Origin of the sequence: Streptomyces sp. NPDC053431 (assembly GCF_044544925.1) — a bacterium.
Taxonomy (GTDB): domain Bacteria; phylum Actinomycetota; class Actinomycetes; order Streptomycetales; family Streptomycetaceae; genus Streptomyces.
Genome location: NZ_JBITXX010000008.1, coordinates 278,310 through 293,763, shown reverse-complemented (window position 1 = coordinate 293,763; position 15,454 = coordinate 278,310). Strand labels below are relative to the sequence as shown.

The 15,454-nt window shown below is 74.0% G+C and carries 15 protein-coding genes, 1 tRNA gene and 2 pseudogenes; 7 read left to right on the top strand and 11 right to left on the bottom strand.

Annotated elements, in window-relative coordinates; genetic code table 11:
* Positions 1–35: 35 nt before the first annotated feature.
* Both ACIGXE_RS21245 and ACIGXE_RS21240 read right to left on the bottom strand, forming a co-directional pair.
* The gene (locus tag ACIGXE_RS21245) at positions 36–272 is read right to left on the bottom strand and encodes a DUF397 domain-containing protein (RefSeq protein WP_015037566.1); all 237 of its coding nucleotides are present in this window, start codon (positions 270–272) and stop codon (positions 36–38) included.
* Entirely contained in the window at positions 273–1,136 is an 864-nt protein-coding gene (locus tag ACIGXE_RS21240) for a helix-turn-helix domain-containing protein (RefSeq protein WP_399749550.1), read from the bottom strand.
* A 256-nt stretch (positions 1,137–1,392) separates the two neighbouring features.
* Here ACIGXE_RS21240 and ACIGXE_RS21235 point away from each other — a divergent pair, with 256 nt between their 5' ends.
* Genes ACIGXE_RS21235 through ACIGXE_RS21225 form a run of 3 tightly spaced genes read left to right on the top strand, consistent with a single transcriptional unit; the run spans position 1,393 to position 3,016 of the window.
* On the top strand, positions 1,393–1,821 hold the full coding sequence (locus tag ACIGXE_RS21235) for an ATP-binding protein (protein ID WP_399749682.1): 429 nt from the start codon (positions 1,393–1,395) through the stop codon (positions 1,819–1,821).
* A 5-nt stretch (positions 1,822–1,826) separates the two neighbouring features.
* Entirely contained in the window at positions 1,827–2,267 is a 441-nt protein-coding gene (locus ACIGXE_RS21230) for a hypothetical protein (RefSeq protein ID WP_399749548.1), read from the top strand.
* Positions 2,268–2,296: 29 nt separating this feature from the next.
* Positions 2,297–3,016, top strand: a complete 720-nt coding sequence (locus ACIGXE_RS21225) for a class I SAM-dependent DNA methyltransferase (protein WP_399749546.1) — start codon at positions 2,297–2,299, stop codon at positions 3,014–3,016.
* Positions 3,017–3,120: 104 nt separating this feature from the next.
* Here the strand turns inward: ACIGXE_RS21225 and ACIGXE_RS21220 are convergent.
* Positions 3,121–3,208, bottom strand: a tRNA-Leu gene (locus tag ACIGXE_RS21220).
* Positions 3,209–3,457: 249 nt separating this feature from the next.
* Here ACIGXE_RS21220 and ACIGXE_RS21215 point away from each other — a divergent pair.
* Positions 3,458–4,735, top strand: coding sequence for a DUF2254 domain-containing protein (locus ACIGXE_RS21215; RefSeq protein ID WP_399749680.1), 1,278 nt, complete (start codon positions 3,458–3,460; stop codon positions 4,733–4,735).
* Positions 4,736–4,857: 122 nt separating this feature from the next.
* Here the strand turns inward: ACIGXE_RS21215 and ACIGXE_RS21210 are convergent, their stop codons facing one another.
* From ACIGXE_RS21210 to ACIGXE_RS21195, 4 genes are all read right to left on the bottom strand, one after another.
* On the bottom strand, positions 4,858–5,556 hold the full coding sequence (locus ACIGXE_RS21210) for a class F sortase (RefSeq protein ID WP_399749544.1): 699 nt from the start codon (positions 5,554–5,556) through the stop codon (positions 4,858–4,860).
* Positions 5,557–5,643: 87 nt separating this feature from the next.
* A complete protein-coding gene (locus tag ACIGXE_RS21205) occupies positions 5,644–6,174 on the bottom strand; it encodes a hypothetical protein (RefSeq protein WP_399749542.1) in 531 nt (176 codons plus the stop codon).
* Positions 6,175–6,448: 274 nt separating this feature from the next.
* Positions 6,449–8,386, bottom strand: a complete 1,938-nt coding sequence (locus ACIGXE_RS21200) for a serine/threonine-protein kinase (RefSeq protein WP_399749540.1) — start codon at positions 8,384–8,386, stop codon at positions 6,449–6,451.
* Positions 8,387–8,437: 51 nt separating this feature from the next.
* Positions 8,438–9,382, bottom strand: coding sequence for a beta-ketoacyl-ACP synthase III (locus ACIGXE_RS21195; RefSeq protein ID WP_399749538.1), 945 nt, complete (start codon positions 9,380–9,382; stop codon positions 8,438–8,440).
* Positions 9,383–9,611: 229 nt separating this feature from the next.
* On the opposite strand from ACIGXE_RS21195, the gene fdhD reads away from it, so the two are divergent.
* A complete protein-coding gene (fdhD, locus tag ACIGXE_RS21190) occupies positions 9,612–10,457 on the top strand; it encodes a formate dehydrogenase accessory sulfurtransferase FdhD (RefSeq protein WP_399749536.1) in 846 nt (281 codons plus the stop codon).
* A 15-nt stretch (positions 10,458–10,472) separates the two neighbouring features.
* On the opposite strand, the gene ACIGXE_RS21185 is transcribed toward fdhD, so the two are convergent.
* The 3 genes and pseudogenes from ACIGXE_RS21185 to ACIGXE_RS21175 all read right to left on the bottom strand — a co-directional run bounded on the left by ACIGXE_RS21185 (position 10,473) and on the right by ACIGXE_RS21175 (position 11,907).
* Positions 10,473–10,856 (bottom strand): (2Fe-2S) ferredoxin domain-containing protein, encoded by a 384-nt coding sequence (locus ACIGXE_RS21185; RefSeq protein WP_399749534.1) that lies wholly within the window; start codon positions 10,854–10,856, stop codon positions 10,473–10,475.
* Positions 10,853–11,372: pseudogene (locus ACIGXE_RS21180) on the bottom strand (isochorismatase family protein). The gene ACIGXE_RS21185 and the pseudogene ACIGXE_RS21180 overlap by 4 nt, the downstream one beginning before the upstream one ends.
* Before the next feature lie 25 nt (positions 11,373–11,397).
* Positions 11,398–11,907, bottom strand: coding sequence for a MarR family winged helix-turn-helix transcriptional regulator (locus tag ACIGXE_RS21175; RefSeq protein ID WP_399749532.1), 510 nt, complete (start codon positions 11,905–11,907; stop codon positions 11,398–11,400).
* Between the two features lie 175 nt (positions 11,908–12,082).
* On the opposite strand from ACIGXE_RS21175, the pseudogene ACIGXE_RS21170 reads away from it, so the two are divergent.
* Positions 12,083–13,009: pseudogene (locus ACIGXE_RS21170) on the top strand (zinc-binding alcohol dehydrogenase family protein); the annotation flags it as partial.
* Here the strand turns inward: ACIGXE_RS21170 and ACIGXE_RS21165 are convergent.
* Complete coding sequence (locus tag ACIGXE_RS21165) at positions 12,966–14,105, bottom strand: bile acid:sodium symporter family protein (RefSeq protein WP_399749530.1); 1,140 nt, start codon at positions 14,103–14,105, stop codon at positions 12,966–12,968. The pseudogene ACIGXE_RS21170 and the gene ACIGXE_RS21165 overlap by 44 nt on opposite strands.
* Before the next feature lie 97 nt (positions 14,106–14,202).
* On the opposite strand from ACIGXE_RS21165, the gene ACIGXE_RS21160 reads away from it, so the two are divergent.
* On the top strand, positions 14,203–15,078 hold the full coding sequence (locus ACIGXE_RS21160; protein ID WP_399749678.1) for a LysR substrate-binding domain-containing protein: 876 nt from the start codon (positions 14,203–14,205) through the stop codon (positions 15,076–15,078).
* Positions 15,079–15,454 lie beyond the last annotated feature (376 nt).

The following is a 15,454-nucleotide window of genomic DNA, read 5'->3' as shown; positions in this document are numbered from 1 at the left end:
AGAGTTACGCGATGTGAGGGGTGGGGCGGAAGGGTTCAGGTGAGCAGGAAGTCAGCCTGACCGGATTTCGCCCCCTGGATGAACGCGGCGATCTCGCCGTGGGTGTAGATCAGCGCTGGTCCTTCAGGGTCTGCGGACTGTCGCACGGCGACCCTGCCGTCGGCCAGCTTCATGGCCTCCACGCAGTTGCCCCCGTTCCCGCCGCTCCACGGCTTGTGCCATCCCTCGGCACCGAGCTCAGCGGCGGGCATGCCGTTGTATATGCGATCCATTCACAGCTCCTTGCGGAGATCCCGGAGGATCTCCTTCGTGCGTTGTGCAGTCGCGGCCTGGGCCGCCATGCGGTCCATGACCTCGAGGTGGGAGGCCACCTCGGGGCGCGCGTCGAGGTAGACGGCGCCGGTCAGGTACTCGCTGTAGACCATGTCCGGGAGTTCGGGCATGGCGAAGCGGAAGAGGACGAACGGTCCGTAGGTGCCGGGGTGGTGGCCGGACCGGAACTCCGCGATCTGCAGGGTGACGTTCGGCAGCTCCGACGCTTCGAGCAGCCGGTCGAGCTGGGCGCGCATCACTTCGGGCCCGTCGCCGACCGGTCGGCGGAAGACCGTCTCGTCCATGATCACCCAGAACTTGGGCGCGTCCTCCCTGGTCAGGAGGGACTGCCGCTCCATGCGGAGGGCTACATGACGCTCGGTCTCCTCGGCATCGCTGCCGCCGACGGCCCCGCTGCGCAGAATGGCGCGGGCGTACTCCTCGGTCTGCAGCAGACCGGGGACGAACTGGGGCTCGTAGGCCCGGATGAGGCTCGCGGCCCCCTCCAGGCTCACGTACATGGAGAACCAGCCGGGCAGCACGTCGTGGAACCGCTGCCACCAGCCGGGGAGATTGGCCTCCTCCGCGAGGGCGACGAAGCCCTCGGCCTCGGAGTCCGTGATGCCGTACGCCTTCAGCAGGAGCTGGACGTACGGGATCTTCAGCGCGACCTCGGCGGTCTCCATGCGCCGGATCGTGGCCGGAGCGACCCGCAGGATCTTGGCGGCCTCTTCCCGCTTGAGGCCGGCCCGCTCGCGCAGATCCTGCAGACGCTTGCCGAGGACGACCTGTCCCACCGTGGGGGCGGACCGCGGCTCGCTCACTCTGAAGACCTCCCCGACGCGCTGATTTCGATGAGAGTGTGCCACGAACCCGGCCAGAGAGAACACAGCACTCTGCATTTTTCAGAGTGCCACTTGCCAAGTGTCCGACTCGGGAGCAGAGTATTCCGGTGAACCAGTACGCGTCGTGCGCTTCTGCGCGCGGAGGGCGTACGGCACTCCCTCCTGCCCACAGTTGTGAGGATCGGTCGTGGCTTCTGGTAACGCGCACCCCTCGGGTCTCATGAGCCCCCGCGTCATGAACCAGCGCTCCCGACCGCACATCGAGGACCGCCGCTTCGCCTTCGAGCTGCCCGCCCGCACCGACTCGGTCGCCCGGGCCCGGCTGCTCGCCGAGGAGCGCCTCATCCTCTGGGGCTGCGACACCGAGATCCGCGAGACCGTCGCGCTCGTCGTCTCCGAGCTCGTCACCAACGCCGTCGTGCACACCGCGAGCGCCCGCTTCGTGTGCGAACTGCGCGAGGGCGAGGAGCGGCTGCGGATATCCGTCCGCGACGAGGGCGGCCCGGCCGGGCCGCGCATCCGGGACTGCGGCGAGGAGGAGCGCGGCCGCGGACTCATCCTCGTCGACGCGCTGTGCAGCGCCTGGGGCGCGGACCGCACCGGCCACGGCACGGCACAGATCGTCTGGGCTGAGCTGGCGCACGGCATGGGAGAGCCGTGCTGAGGTCCATGGCGACGCTGCTCGTCCCGCGCGCCCGCAAGAACCCCGAGAACCCCTCCGGCAGGTCCCCCTCCCCCGCGCCCCTCGGCGTGACCCGGCTGCCCGTGCCCGTCGACCTCCCCGCCACCCTGGGCTGCGACGCGGTCGGCGTCCCCGCCCGCTACGGATTCCGCATCCTCTCCCGGCTGCCCGCCAAAGGCTGCGTCTACGCCGACGTCGACTGGTGGTGGTGGCTGGTGCCGGCCGGCTCCGACCACGACCTGACCTGGCCCTTCCCGGCCTGCTACGCCCCCGGCGCGGTGATCCCGGACCGCCGGCCGCGGCTGATCCACCTCCCCGACGGCGACTCCCCGTACACCCCGCCCATCCCCCTCTATCTGCTGATCTGCCAGCTGACCGGGATCGCGCCGGCGTGGAGCGTGCCGCCACAGGTGCGCAGTGCTCTGTGACACGGGGCGGAAGACCGTAGGGTCGAAGCATGTTCTCCCCCGAGGGCCCCACGCTCCGTGAGCTGACCCGCCAGGCACTGTCGTCGGTCGAGCAGGGCTACGACCTGCTCGCCGGCAAGTTCGACGCCACCCCGTTCCGCACCCCGGACCGCCTGCTCGCGGCCGTCGCCGACGCCCTGGAGCCGCTCGGCCCCTTCGACTCGGGGCTGGACGTCTGCTGCGGGACGGGCGCCGGGCTCCCGGTGCTGCGCTCGGTCTGCGCGGGCCGGATCGCCGGGGTCGACTTCAGCGCCGGCATGATCGCCGAGGCTCGCGCCGCCCACCCCACGGCCACCCTGGTACGGGCCGACGCCCTGGCCCTGCCGTTCGGGCCGGTCTTCGACCTGGCGGTCAGCTTCGGCGCCTTCGGCCACTTCCTGCCCGCCCAGCAGCGGGCGCTCTTCGCGCAGGTGCACGCCTCCCTGCGGCCCGGCGGCACCTTCGCCTTCCCCCTGCCGGCCCCGCCGCGGGTGGGCTCCGCCCCGTACTGGACGCTGTGGGGCTTCGACGCGGTGATGCGGCTCCGTAACGCGCTGTGGCGGCCCCCGTTCGTCATGTACTACCGGACCTTCCGCCTCGCGGACGTCCGCGAGCGCCTCCGGTCGGCCGGCTTCCGGGTGGAGCTCCGCCCGATCCGGTCCCTGGGAACGCGCGAGGACGGCAGCCCGCAGTGCCGGCTGGTCGTGGCCCGCAAGAGCCTGGCGGCGTAGCACGGCGAGCCCGGGGCCGGGGTCTCGCCGGCCCCTGCCCCGTACACACGAGGACCTCGGCGCACACGCGAAAGGACCCCGACTTTCGTCGGGGTCCTGTTCTGTGGTGTCCGAGGGGGGACTTGAACCCCCACGCCCGATAAAGGGCACTAGCACCTCAAGCTAGCGCGTCTGCCATTCCGCCACCCGGACAAGGTGTCTGCCGCTGCGGTGTTCCCCGCGGCGACATGGATAACTCTACCAGGGGTTCGAGGTGCCTTTCACCAGCGTTTTCCGTGGTCAGTGGGGGGAGCCGGCCGCTCGTACGTCCGGAGGACCGTTCCGCGTACGACGCGGGGCGCACGGGGCGTCGCCGCTCCCGCGGGGGCGGCTGCGCCTAGCCTGCGCCGGGTGAGTCACCTTCCCCCTACGCCGCCCGGCTCCTCGTACCGCAGGCCGCGGATGCTGTCGCCGCTGCGGGAGCATCTGCGGGACACCTTCTGGTTCGCCCCGGTCGCGGCCATGGTCGCCGTCTTCCTCGTCTGGTGGGCGTGCGCCGAGATCGACCAGGCGATCGTCGCGGCGCTCCAGGATCAGGGGGAGTACGAGGCCGTCGCCGACCTCGCCGCGATCGCCCAGGACGCGCAGACCGTCGTGACGACGGTCAGCTCGGCGATGATGACCTTCATCGGTGTGGTCTTCTCCATCTCGCTGGTGGCGGTGCAGATGGCGAGCGGGCAGTTCAGCCCGCGCGTGGTGCGGATCTTCGTCCGGAGCCGGATCACCAAGGCGACCCTGGCGGTCTTCCTCGCCACCTTCCTGCTGTCGCTGCTCGTGCTCGCCTCGTACGAGAGCGACACCGACCCTCGGCACGTCACGACCGTGCCGCTGCTGCAGTCGGTCCTGACCCTGCTGATGGTGGGACTCAGCCTGCTGCTCTTCGTGGCCTACGTGAACTCGACCCTGCGCCTGATGCGGGTGAGCCACGTGGTGGACCGGATCACGCAGGAGTCGTTCCGGGTGCTCACGAAGATGCCCTGGGACGAAGGCGGGGGCGGCGAGCTCGGACCGGTGACCGGGCACGTGGTGCACCGGGGGCGGGCCGGGGTGCTGCGCGACGTGAACGTGGCGCGTCTCGTGCGGGCGGCGCGGCGGCACGGGCTCGTGCTGCGGCTGCTGCCGCGGACCGGGGACTTCGTGGTGCCGGGCACGCCCCTTCTGGCCGTGCACGGCGGCGCCGCCCCGAAGGGACTCGCGTCCTCCGTGTCGGTGGGGATCGAGCGCACCTTCCACCAGGACCTGGGCTTCGGGCTGCGGCAGCTCGCCGACATCGGCCTGCGCGCGCTCTCCCCCGCCGTCAACGACCCGACGACCGCCGTGCAGTGCCTGGACCGGATCACCCAGTTCCTGGCGGCGGTGGCCCGACGGCCGCTCGGCGCGGTGGCGTACCGGGACGGGCGGAACGGCGCCGGAGCGGTGCGGCTCGTGCAGGACGTGCCGGGGTGGACCGACCTGGTGGATCTCGGCTTCGCCGAGCTGCGGGGGTGCGCGACGGCCAGTCCGCAGGTGTCGCGGCGGATGCTGGCCGGGTTGGACGACCTGCTGTCGCTGGTGCCGGAGGAGCGCCGGGCGCCGCTGCTCCGGCACCGCGCGCTCCTGGTCGAGCTCGTGGAGCGTACGGTGCCGGTGGCCGCGGACCGGGACTTCGCCCTGGAGGCGGACCGTCAGGGCATCGGCTGACGCGCGGCGCGCGGCGGCGTGGCACGTGCCGGTGGGAGCCTGACGCCCCCCGACGCCGGCTCCCGCGACACCACCATTGACCACCACGACCCGGTCCAGGTCCAGTCCATTGCCGAAGTACGTCAGGTCCGCGGAGGATGCCGGTGACCGGGCCCCGGCGCCCCCGGCGACGGGGCCCGGAGGGGTGAGCGCACCTCGGTCAGGCGGGCGGAGACGACCACGTTGCCCGCGTATCCGCCGTCCTGCGCGTACGGACCGCCGCAGGTGATGAGCCGGAGTTCCGGACGGCCGGTGGAGCCGTAGACCCGTTCGGCGGGGAACCCCTCCTTCGGGACCACCTCGACGCCGTACACGGTGAACACCGCCGTGCGTCCGTCGCCACGCGTGATCTCGATCCGTCCGCCGGGGGCCAGCGCGCCGAGGTCGTAGAAGACGGCGCGGCCCTCGGGGGTGTCGACGTGCCCGACGACGACCGCCGTGCCGCGCTCCCCCGGGGAGACGGCGCCGGTGAACCAGCCGGCGAGGTTGCGGTCGTCCGGCGGCGGGGCCTCGATCCACCCCTCGGCGTCCAGACCGACCCGGACCACCGGCGCGTCGATCCGGATGCCCGGCACCCGCACGCGGACCGGTGGCGAGGCGGGCAGCGGCTCGGCGACCGCGGCCGGGGCCCGGCCGCCCGGCGCGGCGGCGGCCAGCGGCTGCGGCGGCCCGGTGGCCGGCCACTCCCCCGTACCGCCCCGGACGAGGTGTACGCCCACCAGGAGCACGACGGCGACGACGCCCCAGGCGCCGCGCCGGTTCGGCCCGTTCGACCCCTGCACGCCGTCCCGCCCTCTCCTCGCTCGTAACGCCTCAGGTGTGGCGCCCCTTCGCCCCGGACCTCGTCACACCGGGGCGAAGGGGCCGTTTCAGGACCCGGTGGTCTGGCGGCGGCGCATGAGGACCACGGCGGCGCCGAGCGCGCCGGCGATCAGCACGCCGCCGGTCACCATCTCGGTGGTGCCGACGCCTGCGGAGCCGCTGTTGCCGAAGCCCGCCTTCACGCCCTTGTGGGCGCCGGTCGCGCCGGTGGAGGCGCCGTCGATGGTGACCTTCGCGGTGCCGCGCTCGCCCTTGCAGTCGAAGGTGACCTCGTACTGGGCGCCGATCTTGGCCTCGAAGTCGACGGTGGCGGTGCTCTGGCGGCCCTCGTTCAGGGTGACGGTCTCGAAGATCCCCGAGGTGACGGTGACGGTGGGGACCTCGCATCCGTCGGACTTGAGCGTGACCGTGCCGCCCGGGGCGACGGTCTCGGGGGTGACGGAGTAGCCGAACGACGTGACGCCGTGCGCGGTTCCCTCCTGGGGAAAGCCGTCGTCCTCCGCGGACGCGGTGGGGGCCGCGAGGGTGAGCGGGGCGACGGCGAGCAGGGCAGCGGCGGCGGCACGTATCGCGCGCATGATGGTCCTCCCGATCACGCGAGGGCGGATTGCGGAAGGGTTCCGCAGGGGGGCCGGTGGAAGACCCTCGCCGCGATCGAAGCTAGGCGCGCCCGGACCCCCTCGCCACCGCTCTCCGCCGAACGGGTCATCCCCCCCACCGGCTCCGCCGCCTCCGTGCGGGCCGTCGCCCGCAGGGCGGGACGGGTGGGCACGCGGGACGTCGCCCCCGCCGCGCCGAGGCGCCCCGCGCGGGAACGCCGCCCACCACCGTGCCGCGCCAGCCCCGGTGGCCTCAGGGGGCGAGACGGGACCTGACGGTGCGCCAGCCCTGGGTGACCTGGTCGTGGAGCGACCGCCCGTCGGGCACGGTGCTCCCGGGCCCCTCCGTGAGCAGCGCCACCAACGCCGCACCGTCCGCCGGACGGTCCTGCGCCCGCGGACTCAACGCCCGCCGCACGACCGCCGCGAGTCCCGGGTCGATCCTCTCGACCGCGGCCAGGGCGGCCGGTTCGGGCCCGGTCTCGGTGATCTTGCGGTACGCGGCGCCGATGCCCGTCGCCGCGAACGGGCTGTCGCCGTGCACCGCGCAGACCACGCAGCAGCCCCACGCCCAGATGTCGGCGGCGGGCCCCACCGGCCCGTCCTCGAACTGCTCCGGCGCCATGTACGTGAGCGTGCCGGGCCCGCCGCCGGCCGCGGTGAGCCGCGTACGGTCCACGATCGTCGCGATGCCGAAGTCGAGCAGGCGGGGCCCCGCGCTGGTCAGCATGATGTTGCCGGGCTTGAGGTCCCGGTGGACCAGGCCGAGCCGGTGGACGGCGGAGAGCGCCGCCGCCAGGGCGAGGGCGAGCGCGCGGAGCGCCGGCGCGCCGCCGAGGGGGCCGAGTTCGCGGAGGTGCGCGTCGAGCGGGCGCCCGTCGAGCAGTTCCATGGCGAGGTACGGCCGTCCGGCGTCCACGCCGCTGTCGAGCACGCGGGCCGTGTAGGCCCCGGAGACCATGGACAGCACCTCGGCCTCGCGCTCGAACCGCCCGAGGAGTTCGGCGTTGCCGAGCAGCTCGGCGTGGATGGTCTTCAGGGCGACCTGGGTCGCGGAGCCGTCCCGCCGCGCAAGGTAGACGGTGCCCATGCCACCGGACCCGATCCGGCCGAGGAGTCGGTAGGTGCCGATGGTCCGCGGCTCGTGCGGGTAGAGCTCCTGGACGGCGGGGGCCGAGTCGGCGGGGGCCGAGTCGGCCGCCGCCGCGGGCCCGCGCCGGGCGACGTCCCGCGGCCCGGGTACGGCGGAGGCGGCGGCCTCGGCGGCGGGCGGCGGCGCGGGGGTCGGCGCGGGCGTGGGCGTGGGCGTGGGAGTCGGCGGGGGCGCGGGCGCGGGCGTGGGAGTCGCCCCGGTGGGCTCCTCGCCCGAGGGCTTCGGACCGGCGGTCGGTTCGGCAGAGGCGGTCGGCCGGGCGGAGGCGGACGGCTCGGGGGAGGCGCTCGGCTCGCCGGATGCGCTCGGTCCGGTGTCCGGCCCGGCGGCGGCCGCCCGTCCGGCGGCCTCGCCCGACGGCGCCGCGAACGCCACGCCCGACGGCGAGCCGGACGCGTCGACCGACGGCGGCGACCCCCCGGCCTCGCTCACGAGCGGCTGCTGCCTGCGGGCGGCCACCAGCGCGACGACCTGGCACACCAGCGCCACGGCGGTGACCCCCACCGGCAGCACGACGACGAGCAGCACCACGTACAGCACGAACCCGGCGATCACCCGGACGCGGGTCCGCTGCGCGGCCCACAGTCCCGTGGGCATTCCGGCGGTCAGCAGGCTCTGCCGGGTCAGGAACCACAGGACGACGCCCAGCACCGCGAACACGCTCGCCGTCACGCTCGCGTCCTGCGTCAGATAGGCGTGCGCGCCCGCGATCTCGCCGAACAGGCTGCCGAGGTCGAGCGGGTTGTCCGGCCACTGCGCCATCGACAGCTGCTCGAAGTCGATCGGCTCGTCGACGTTGGCGAGGAAGGCGAGCAGGCCGACGCAGAGCGCCACGGTCAGCGCCCGTTCGACGAACGGGGCCGTCCAGTCGGCACCGGAGGGCCCGCCGCCCGTGAAGGCCGCGGCCTCCCGCTGCCGGAACGCGCGCTGGGTGCGCAGGAGCAGCGGAAGCGTCGCCAGGCGCACCACCAGGGCGGCGCCGATCAGTACGAGCCAGGCCTCGCCCGGTGTCGACGCGAGCTCCGCGGCCTCGACCATCTCTCCCCCGTCCGACGGCTCAACGACCGCTTGGAGTATAGGAGATGGGACCTACGGCAGCCGGACGACCTGACCCGCGTAGGAGAGGTTGCCGCCGAAGCCGAAGAGCAGGACCGGCGCGCCGGAGGGGAGTTCGCCGCGCTCGACGAGCTTGGCGAGGGCGAGGGGGACGGAGGCGGCGGAGGTGTTGCCGGAGTCGACGACGTCGCGGGCGACGACCGCGTTGACCGCACCGATCTTCGCGGCGAGCGGCTCGACGATCCGCAGGTTGGCCTGGTGCAGGACGACGCCGGCCAGGTCCTCGGGGACGATCCCGGAGCGCTCGCAGACCTGGCGGGCGAGCGACGGCAGCTGCTGGGTGGCCCAGCGGTAGACGGCCTGGCCCTCCTGGGCGAAGCGCGGCGGGGTGCCCTCGATGCGGACGGCGTGGCCCATCTCGGGGACGGAGCCCCACAGGACGGGGCCGATGGCACCCGTGTCGGTGTCCGTCGCCTCGACGACGGCCGCGCCGGCGCCGTCGCCGACGAGCACACAGGTGGTGCGGTCCGTCCAGTCCGTCACCTCGGTCATCTTGTCGGCACCGATGACCAGGGCGCGGCGGGCGGCCCCGGCCCGTACGGCGTGGTCGGCGGTGGCGAGGGCGTGGGTGAAGCCGGCGCACACCACGTTGAGGTCCATGGTGGCGGGCGAGCCCATGCCGAGGCGGGCGGCGACGCGGGCGGCGGTGTTCGGCGAACGGTCGATCGCGGTGGAGGTGGCGACGAGCACCAGATCGATGTCCCCGGGGCCGAGGCCGGCCGCGGCCAGAGCCTTGCCGGCGGCGTGCGCGGCCAGCTCGTCCACCGGCTCCTCGGGTCCGGCGACGTGCCGGGTGCGGATGCCGACCCGGCTGGTGATCCACTCGTCGCTGGTCTCGACGAGGGCGGCCAGGTCGTGGTTGGTGAGCACCTTGGCGGGCTGATAGTGCCCGAGCGCGGCGATTCGAGTGCCCGTCATGCCCGGGACCCCCTAGGTCTTTCGATCGGTGGTTCGTCGTGCGGTGTTCGTGCGTGCGGCAGGACCACCCAGTCTTGCCAGCGACTGATGGGTAACAGGTGACGTAAACCACCAAGATTCACCCGAAGTGCCTGTCCGACCGTGACAAGAGGAGAATGGGCCGGTCAGGCCTCTCAGGGCGGGCCGCGGGAAAGCGGCCACCCGCACGACAGAAACGAGTGCAGCGACCATGGGACGGGTCACCGAGCGACGGCGCGTGCTGCGCATACGGGGCGGGGCGGTGAACGAGCGGCCGGACACCCTGGTCGCGGAGGAGCCCCTGGAGATCCGGCTGAACGGCCGGCCGATCGCGATCACCATGCGGACGCCGGGCGACGACTTCGCGCTCGCGGCGGGGTTCCTGGTGAGCGAGGGAGTGCTGGCGACCGCCTCCGACGTGCGGAACATCGTGTACTGCGCGGGCGCCAAGGACGACGGCTCCAACACCTACAACGTGGTGGACGTCCAGCTGGCCCCCGGGGTGGCCGTCCCGGACATCACCCTGGAGCGGAACGTCTACACCACCTCGTCCTGCGGCCTGTGCGGCAAGGCGAGTCTGGACGCGGTCCGCACCACGGCCCGCTTCCCGATCGCCGACACTCCCCCGGTGCGGCTCACGCCCGAGCTGCTCGCCGTGCTGCCCGAGCGGCTGCGGGCGGCGCAGCGGGTCTTCGACCGGACCGGTGGCCTGCACGCGGCGGCGCTGTTCTCGGAGGACGGCGAGCTGCTCGACGTGCGGGAGGACGTGGGCCGGCACAACGCCGTGGACAAGCTGGTGGGCCGGGCGCTGCGCGAGGGTCTGCTGCCTCTGGAGCGGGCGGTGCTGCTGGTGTCGGGGCGGGCCTCGTTCGAGCTGGCGCAGAAGGCGGTGATGGCGGGCGTTCCGGTGCTGGCGGCGGTGTCGGCGCCGTCCTCGCTGGCGGTGGACCTGGCGGCGGAGTCGGGTCTGACGCTGGTCGGCTTCCTGCGGGGGCGGGACATGAACGTGTACGCGGGCGAGCACCGGATCGCGCTGGAGACGCCGACGGCGCCTTGAGGGGTGTCCGGACGATCAGTTCTTGGGCGGGTCGATCATCTGGAGTTCGAGCGTGGCCGGGGGCGGGGCGATGCCGGGGCCGCCGGCCGCGGTCCAGGCGAGGACCTCGTCGAGGCAGTCCTCGTCGGCGCTCCAGCCGATCCAGGCGGCCCGCCCGCCCCGTCGCCGTCCCTCGGTGGACGGCTGGACCACGAGCACGTTGGCCTGGGCGCAGGGGCCGAGGCAGTCGCTGGTACGGACGATCAGCCGGCCGGCCGAGGCCGCGGCGGCCGCCCGCAGCCGGGCCAGCTGCCCGTCGTGGTCCATGCCGGGGTTCTTCCGGGCGTCGCCGCAGCAGCAGCCGCGGCAGACGACCAGGGAGCAGGGGCGGGCCCCGTAACGTATCGGCACCCGGGTCACGCGGCCCCGCCGAGGGTGATGGCGTCGGCGGGGGCGACGGTGCCGAGCCGCGGGAAGTCCAGCTGGACGGAGGCGCGGTGCTCGTCGGCGGTGAGGGCGGTCATGGCGTCCTCGGCGAAGACGAGGTCGTAGCCGAGGTCGCCGGCGGCGCGGGCGGTGGACTCGACGCCGAGATTGGTGGCGATGCCGCCGAAGACGACGGTGTCGACGCCGTGCTTCTGGAGGAGCTCGTGGAGGCCGGTGTCCTGGAAGCCCCCGATGCTGCGCTTGACGACGACGGCGTCGCCGTCGTGGACGAGGGCGGCGACGAGTTCGCTGCCGGGCGGCTGGGTGTCGACGCCCGGCCGTTCGACCCGGATGTGGACGACGGGCGCGCCGGCGGCCCGGAAGGCGTCGGCGAGGCGGCCGGCCGCGGCGAGGACTTCGGTGCCGGGGCGGGGGGCGGGGCAGCGCGACGATGCGCTCCATCAGGTCGACGAGGACGAGCGCGGTACGGCCGGGATCGAGTGCGGGCATGGGAGCACCGTAGCGGCCCCGATGATCACCGCGGGGCGGTCGGGGATGTGATCCCGCCAACGGAGTCCGGCCCGGCCTCCGTACCCGTCACGTCCGGCTCGAAGGCGACGCGGCGCAGCAGGGCCAGGAACCGGGTGCGCTCGGCGGGGTCGAGGGGCGCGAGGAGTTCGTCGTTGGCGCGGTCGGCGAGGCGCCGGCAGCGGTCGAGGAGGTGGCGGCCGTCGGGGGTGACGGTGATGGCGTTCTTGCGCCGGTCCGTGGGATCGGGTTCGCGGCTGACGAGACCGCCTGCCTGGAGGTCGTTGAGGACGCCGACCATGTCCTTGGGGTCGATGGCGAGGCTGCGGCCGAGGGCGGCCTGGGCGACGGGGCCTCGCTCGGCGACGGCCGCGAGGACGGCGTGGTGCCACATGCGAAGCCCCTCTTCGGCGAGGGCGGCGGCGACGAGTCCGCGGCCCCGGGCGGCGGCGCGGCCGAGGAGCCAACTGGGCAGGTCGGCGATGGCGCGGGGGGCGGGCGGGGTGTCGGCGGCCATGGCCGGAGTCTACGCCGCATCACGAGAAACCGTTGGACTTCCCCACGATGCCCGCTCTAAGGTGACTAATCGTTGGGGGCCCCAATGATCCTGCCGGCAGTGTCGGACGGCGCCTTCCGGGCCGGGTCCCCACCCCTCACCCTCTCCCCTCACTCGACTCCTGGAGGTGTCGCCCATGCGGCGGGTGCGTCATACGGTGAACGGCGGTCCCGAGGTCCTCTTCGTCGAGGACGCGCCCGTCCCGGAGCCCGGCTCCGGCGAGCTCCTCGTCCGGGTCGAGGCGGTCGGCGTGAGCCTCGCCGGGGTTCGGCGCGTGCGGGGCGGCGACGGACCTCAGCCGCTCGGCGGCGAGCTGGCCGGGGTCGTGGAGGCACTGGGCCCGGAGACCGCCGGATCGGGCTTCGCGGTCGGCGACCGCGTCACGGGGATCTGCTTCGGGCACGGCTACGCCGACCACGCCCTGCTCCACACCGCGACAACCTCCGCCGTGCCGGACGGGGCGAGCGCGGAGGACGCCGTGTCCCTGGTCCGCAGCGGTCTGGTGGCCCGGGGGGCCCTGGACGCCGGCCGGATCCGCTCCGGGGAGTCCGTCCTGGTCACGGCGGCGGCCAGCGGCGTGGGCCAGCTCGCCGTGCCGCTCGCGAAGCTGCTCGGCGCCGGCCGGGTGGTGGCCGCGGCGGGCTGCGCGGACAAGGCCGCGTTCCTGCGCGGACTCGGCGCCGACGAGGTCGTCACGTACGACCAGGAGTCCTGGGGCGAGCCGGTCGACGTCGTCCTGGACGCCGTGGGCGGTGACCTGCTTCCCCGCGCCGTGGCCGCGCTCGCGCCGGGCGGCCGGCTCGTCGCGTACAGCTCGGGCGGCGGCACCGTCCAGGCCTACGACCTGTTGGCCGGCGCCAAGTCGGTGATCGGCTTCCAGATGGCCCACCTGGTACGGAGCCGGCCGGCCGAGTACGCGGCCTGGCGCGACGAACTGTGGGCCCTGCACGCGTCCGGCCGGCTGCGGCCCGTGATCCACGCGCGCGTGCCGCTGGCGGAGGCGGCCGAGGCCCACGCGATCATCGAGCGGCGGGAGAACCGGGGGAAGGTCGTCCTGGTCCCGTTACGACGGGGGCGGTCGGGGCGTCCGGGGCGGCTGAGGCGGCTGGGGTGGCTGCGGCGACTGCGGCTGCGGCAGCAGTCTGGGCCACCGGCTCGACCGCCGCCTCCGGGTCGCGGGCCCGGCGCCTGGCGATGACCGCGCAGACCATGAGCTGCATCTGGTGGAAGAGCATCAGCGGCAGCACGGCGAGCGAGGCGTGCGCGCCGAAGAGGACGCTCGCCATCGGCAGCCCCGCGGCCAGGCTCTTCTTGGAGCCCGCGAACTGGATCGCGATCCGGTCCTCCCGGCCGAAGCCGAGCCGCCCCGCGCCGTACCAGGTCAGCGTCAGCATCACCGCGAGCAGCACCGCCTCCACCACGAGCAGCAGACCGAGCCGGGCCGGGGTCACCAGGTGCCAGACGCCCCGGTTCATTCCCTCGCTGAAGGCCGTGTAGACCACGAGCAGGATCGAGCCCCGGTCGACGTACCCCAGCACCTTCTTGTGCCGGACGAGGAAGCCCCCGACCCACCGGCGCAGGAGCTGCCCCGCCAGGAACGGCACCAGCAGCTGCAGCACGATCTTGACGGCGGAGTCGGCGGAGAACCCGCCCGCGCTGCTGCCGAGCAGGAACGCGGCGAGCAGCGGGGTGACCACCATGCCGGCGAGGGAGGAGAAGGAACCGGCGCAGATCGCGGCGGGCACGTTGCCGCGGGCGATCGAGGTGAAGGCGATCGACGACTGGATCGTGGACGGCACCAGGCACAGGAAGAGGAATCCGCTGTAGAGGTCGGGGGTGAGGACCGTCGGGACGAGTCCTCTCGCGGCCAGCCCGAGCAGCGGGAAGATCACGAAGGTGCAGGCCAGCACGGTGCCGTGGAGCCGCCAGTGCCTCAGGCCGTCCAGCGCCTCACGCGTGGAGAGCCGGGCGCCGTAGAGGAAGAAGAGCAGCGCCACCGCCCCGGTCGAGGCACCGCTCGCGACCGTCGCCGCCGCCCCGGAGGCGGGCAGCAGCGCGGCGAGGCCGACCGTGCCGAGCAGCGCCAGGATGTACGGGTCGACGGGCAGCCAGGACGGCAGAAGGGGCCTGCGGGGCCCGGGGGGCGTACGGGAGCTCATACGTCCATCCTGGTGGACGCCCCCGCGATCGGGAATCCCGCACAGCGCACTGACTGTCATCACGAATCGCGATAACGTCGCGGTCGTGAGCGCCAGCGTGTACGAGCCGAGCCAGCTGCGGACCTTCCTCGCGGTCGCGCAGACCCTGAGCTTCACGCAGGCGGCCCGGCGGCTCGGGTTGCGCCAGTCCACGGTCAGCCAGCACGTACGGCGCCTGGAGGAGGCGACCGGGCGGCCGCTCTTCGTGCGGGACACGCACGGCGTGGAGCTGACCGAGGACGGCGAGGCGATGCTCGGCTTCGCCCGGACGATCCTGGAGGCGCACGAGCGGGCCGCGGCCTTCTTCACCGGCACGCGCCTGCGCGGGCGGCTGCGCTTCGGCGCGTCCGAGGACTTCGTGACGACCCGGCTGCCGGAGATCCTGGAGGCCTTCCGGCGCGAGCACCCGGAGGTCGACCTGGAGCTCACGGTCGAGCTGTCCGGCACGCTCCAGAGCCGCCTGGAGGCGGGCCGGCTCGATCTGATCCTGGCCAAGCGGCGCGGCGGGGAGGAGGGGGACGGCGGCGGGGAGCTGGTGTGGCAGGACGTACTGGTGTGGATCGGTTCGCCGCGGCTGCGGCTCGATCCGGACCGCCCGGTGCCGCTGATCGTCTTCCCGCCGCCCGGCATCACGCGGGCCCGCGCCCTGGAGGCGCTGCAGGCGCAGGGCCGGCCGTGGCGGATCGCGTGCACGAGCTCCAGCCTGAGCGCGAACGTGGCGGCGGCCCGGGCCGGACTCGGCGTGATGGCGCACACCCGCGGGCTGCTGCCGCCCGGCCTCGTCGAGCTCCCGGCCAGGGCCGGGCTGCCCGAGCTGGGCGCGGTCGACTTCGTGTTGCGCAAGGGGCGACGGCGCGGGGCGACCCAGGACGCGGCGGACGCCCTGGCCACGGCGATCCTGGCGGGCGGCGACCGCCTCCACCGGCCCCGCTGAGCGGCGACCGCCTCCACCGCCCCCCGCTGAGCGGCGTGCGAGTACACGCAGGGCCGGAGCGAAGCCGGTGCTCGCCGTCCGGCACCCGCCGAGGACCCTCCGCCCGCCGGCCGCAGGCCGGGCCCGCCGTCGCCCTCTGGCGTACATCCCCCGCACCCCTGGTGAGAGCGCCGTCGGCGCTCTCGGCGGGGGGTCGCGGTGAGCGCGTCGTACAGATTCCGTGGAGATTCCGGCCACCAGGGCTTACCGCCGGTTAGGCAGCGGGCCCGCCGAAGCGTTCACTTGTCCGGTTTCCGGCCGCTGACCTGTGGATACGCGCAAGGTCGCGGCTTGGTGAAGGCCCTCCCGCCGCATCGCGCCGTGGGGTAGGTTCACC

Bases quoted from the DNA above. Each gene is read 5' to 3' on its own strand.
- fdhD (WP_399749536.1), top strand. From the start codon at position 9,612: ATGGGACGGGTCACCGAGCGACGGCGCGTGCTGCGCATACGGGGCGGG.
- ACIGXE_RS21165 (WP_399749530.1), bottom strand. From the start codon at position 14,105: ATGAGCTCCCGTACGCCCCCCGGGCCCCGCAGGCCCCTTCTGCCGTCC.
- ACIGXE_RS21225 (WP_399749546.1), top strand. From the start codon at position 2,297: ATGTTCTCCCCCGAGGGCCCCACGCTCCGTGAGCTGACCCGCCAGGCA.
- ACIGXE_RS21175 (WP_399749532.1), bottom strand. From the start codon at position 11,907: ATGGCCGCCGACACCCCGCCCGCCCCCCGCGCCATCGCCGACCTGCCC.
- ACIGXE_RS21245 (WP_015037566.1), bottom strand. From the start codon at position 272: ATGGATCGCATATACAACGGCATGCCCGCCGCTGAGCTCGGTGCCGAG.
- ACIGXE_RS21235 (WP_399749682.1), top strand. From the start codon at position 1,393: ATGAACCAGCGCTCCCGACCGCACATCGAGGACCGCCGCTTCGCCTTC.
- ACIGXE_RS21200 (WP_399749540.1), bottom strand. From the start codon at position 8,386: ATGGTCGAGGCCGCGGAGCTCGCGTCGACACCGGGCGAGGCCTGGCTC.
- ACIGXE_RS21205 (WP_399749542.1), bottom strand. From the start codon at position 6,174: ATGCGCGCGATACGTGCCGCCGCCGCTGCCCTGCTCGCCGTCGCCCCG.
- ACIGXE_RS21215 (WP_399749680.1), top strand. From the start codon at position 3,458: ATGCTGTCGCCGCTGCGGGAGCATCTGCGGGACACCTTCTGGTTCGCC.
- ACIGXE_RS21230 (WP_399749548.1), top strand. From the start codon at position 1,827: ATGGCGACGCTGCTCGTCCCGCGCGCCCGCAAGAACCCCGAGAACCCC.
- ACIGXE_RS21195 (WP_399749538.1), bottom strand. From the start codon at position 9,382: ATGACGGGCACTCGAATCGCCGCGCTCGGGCACTATCAGCCCGCCAAG.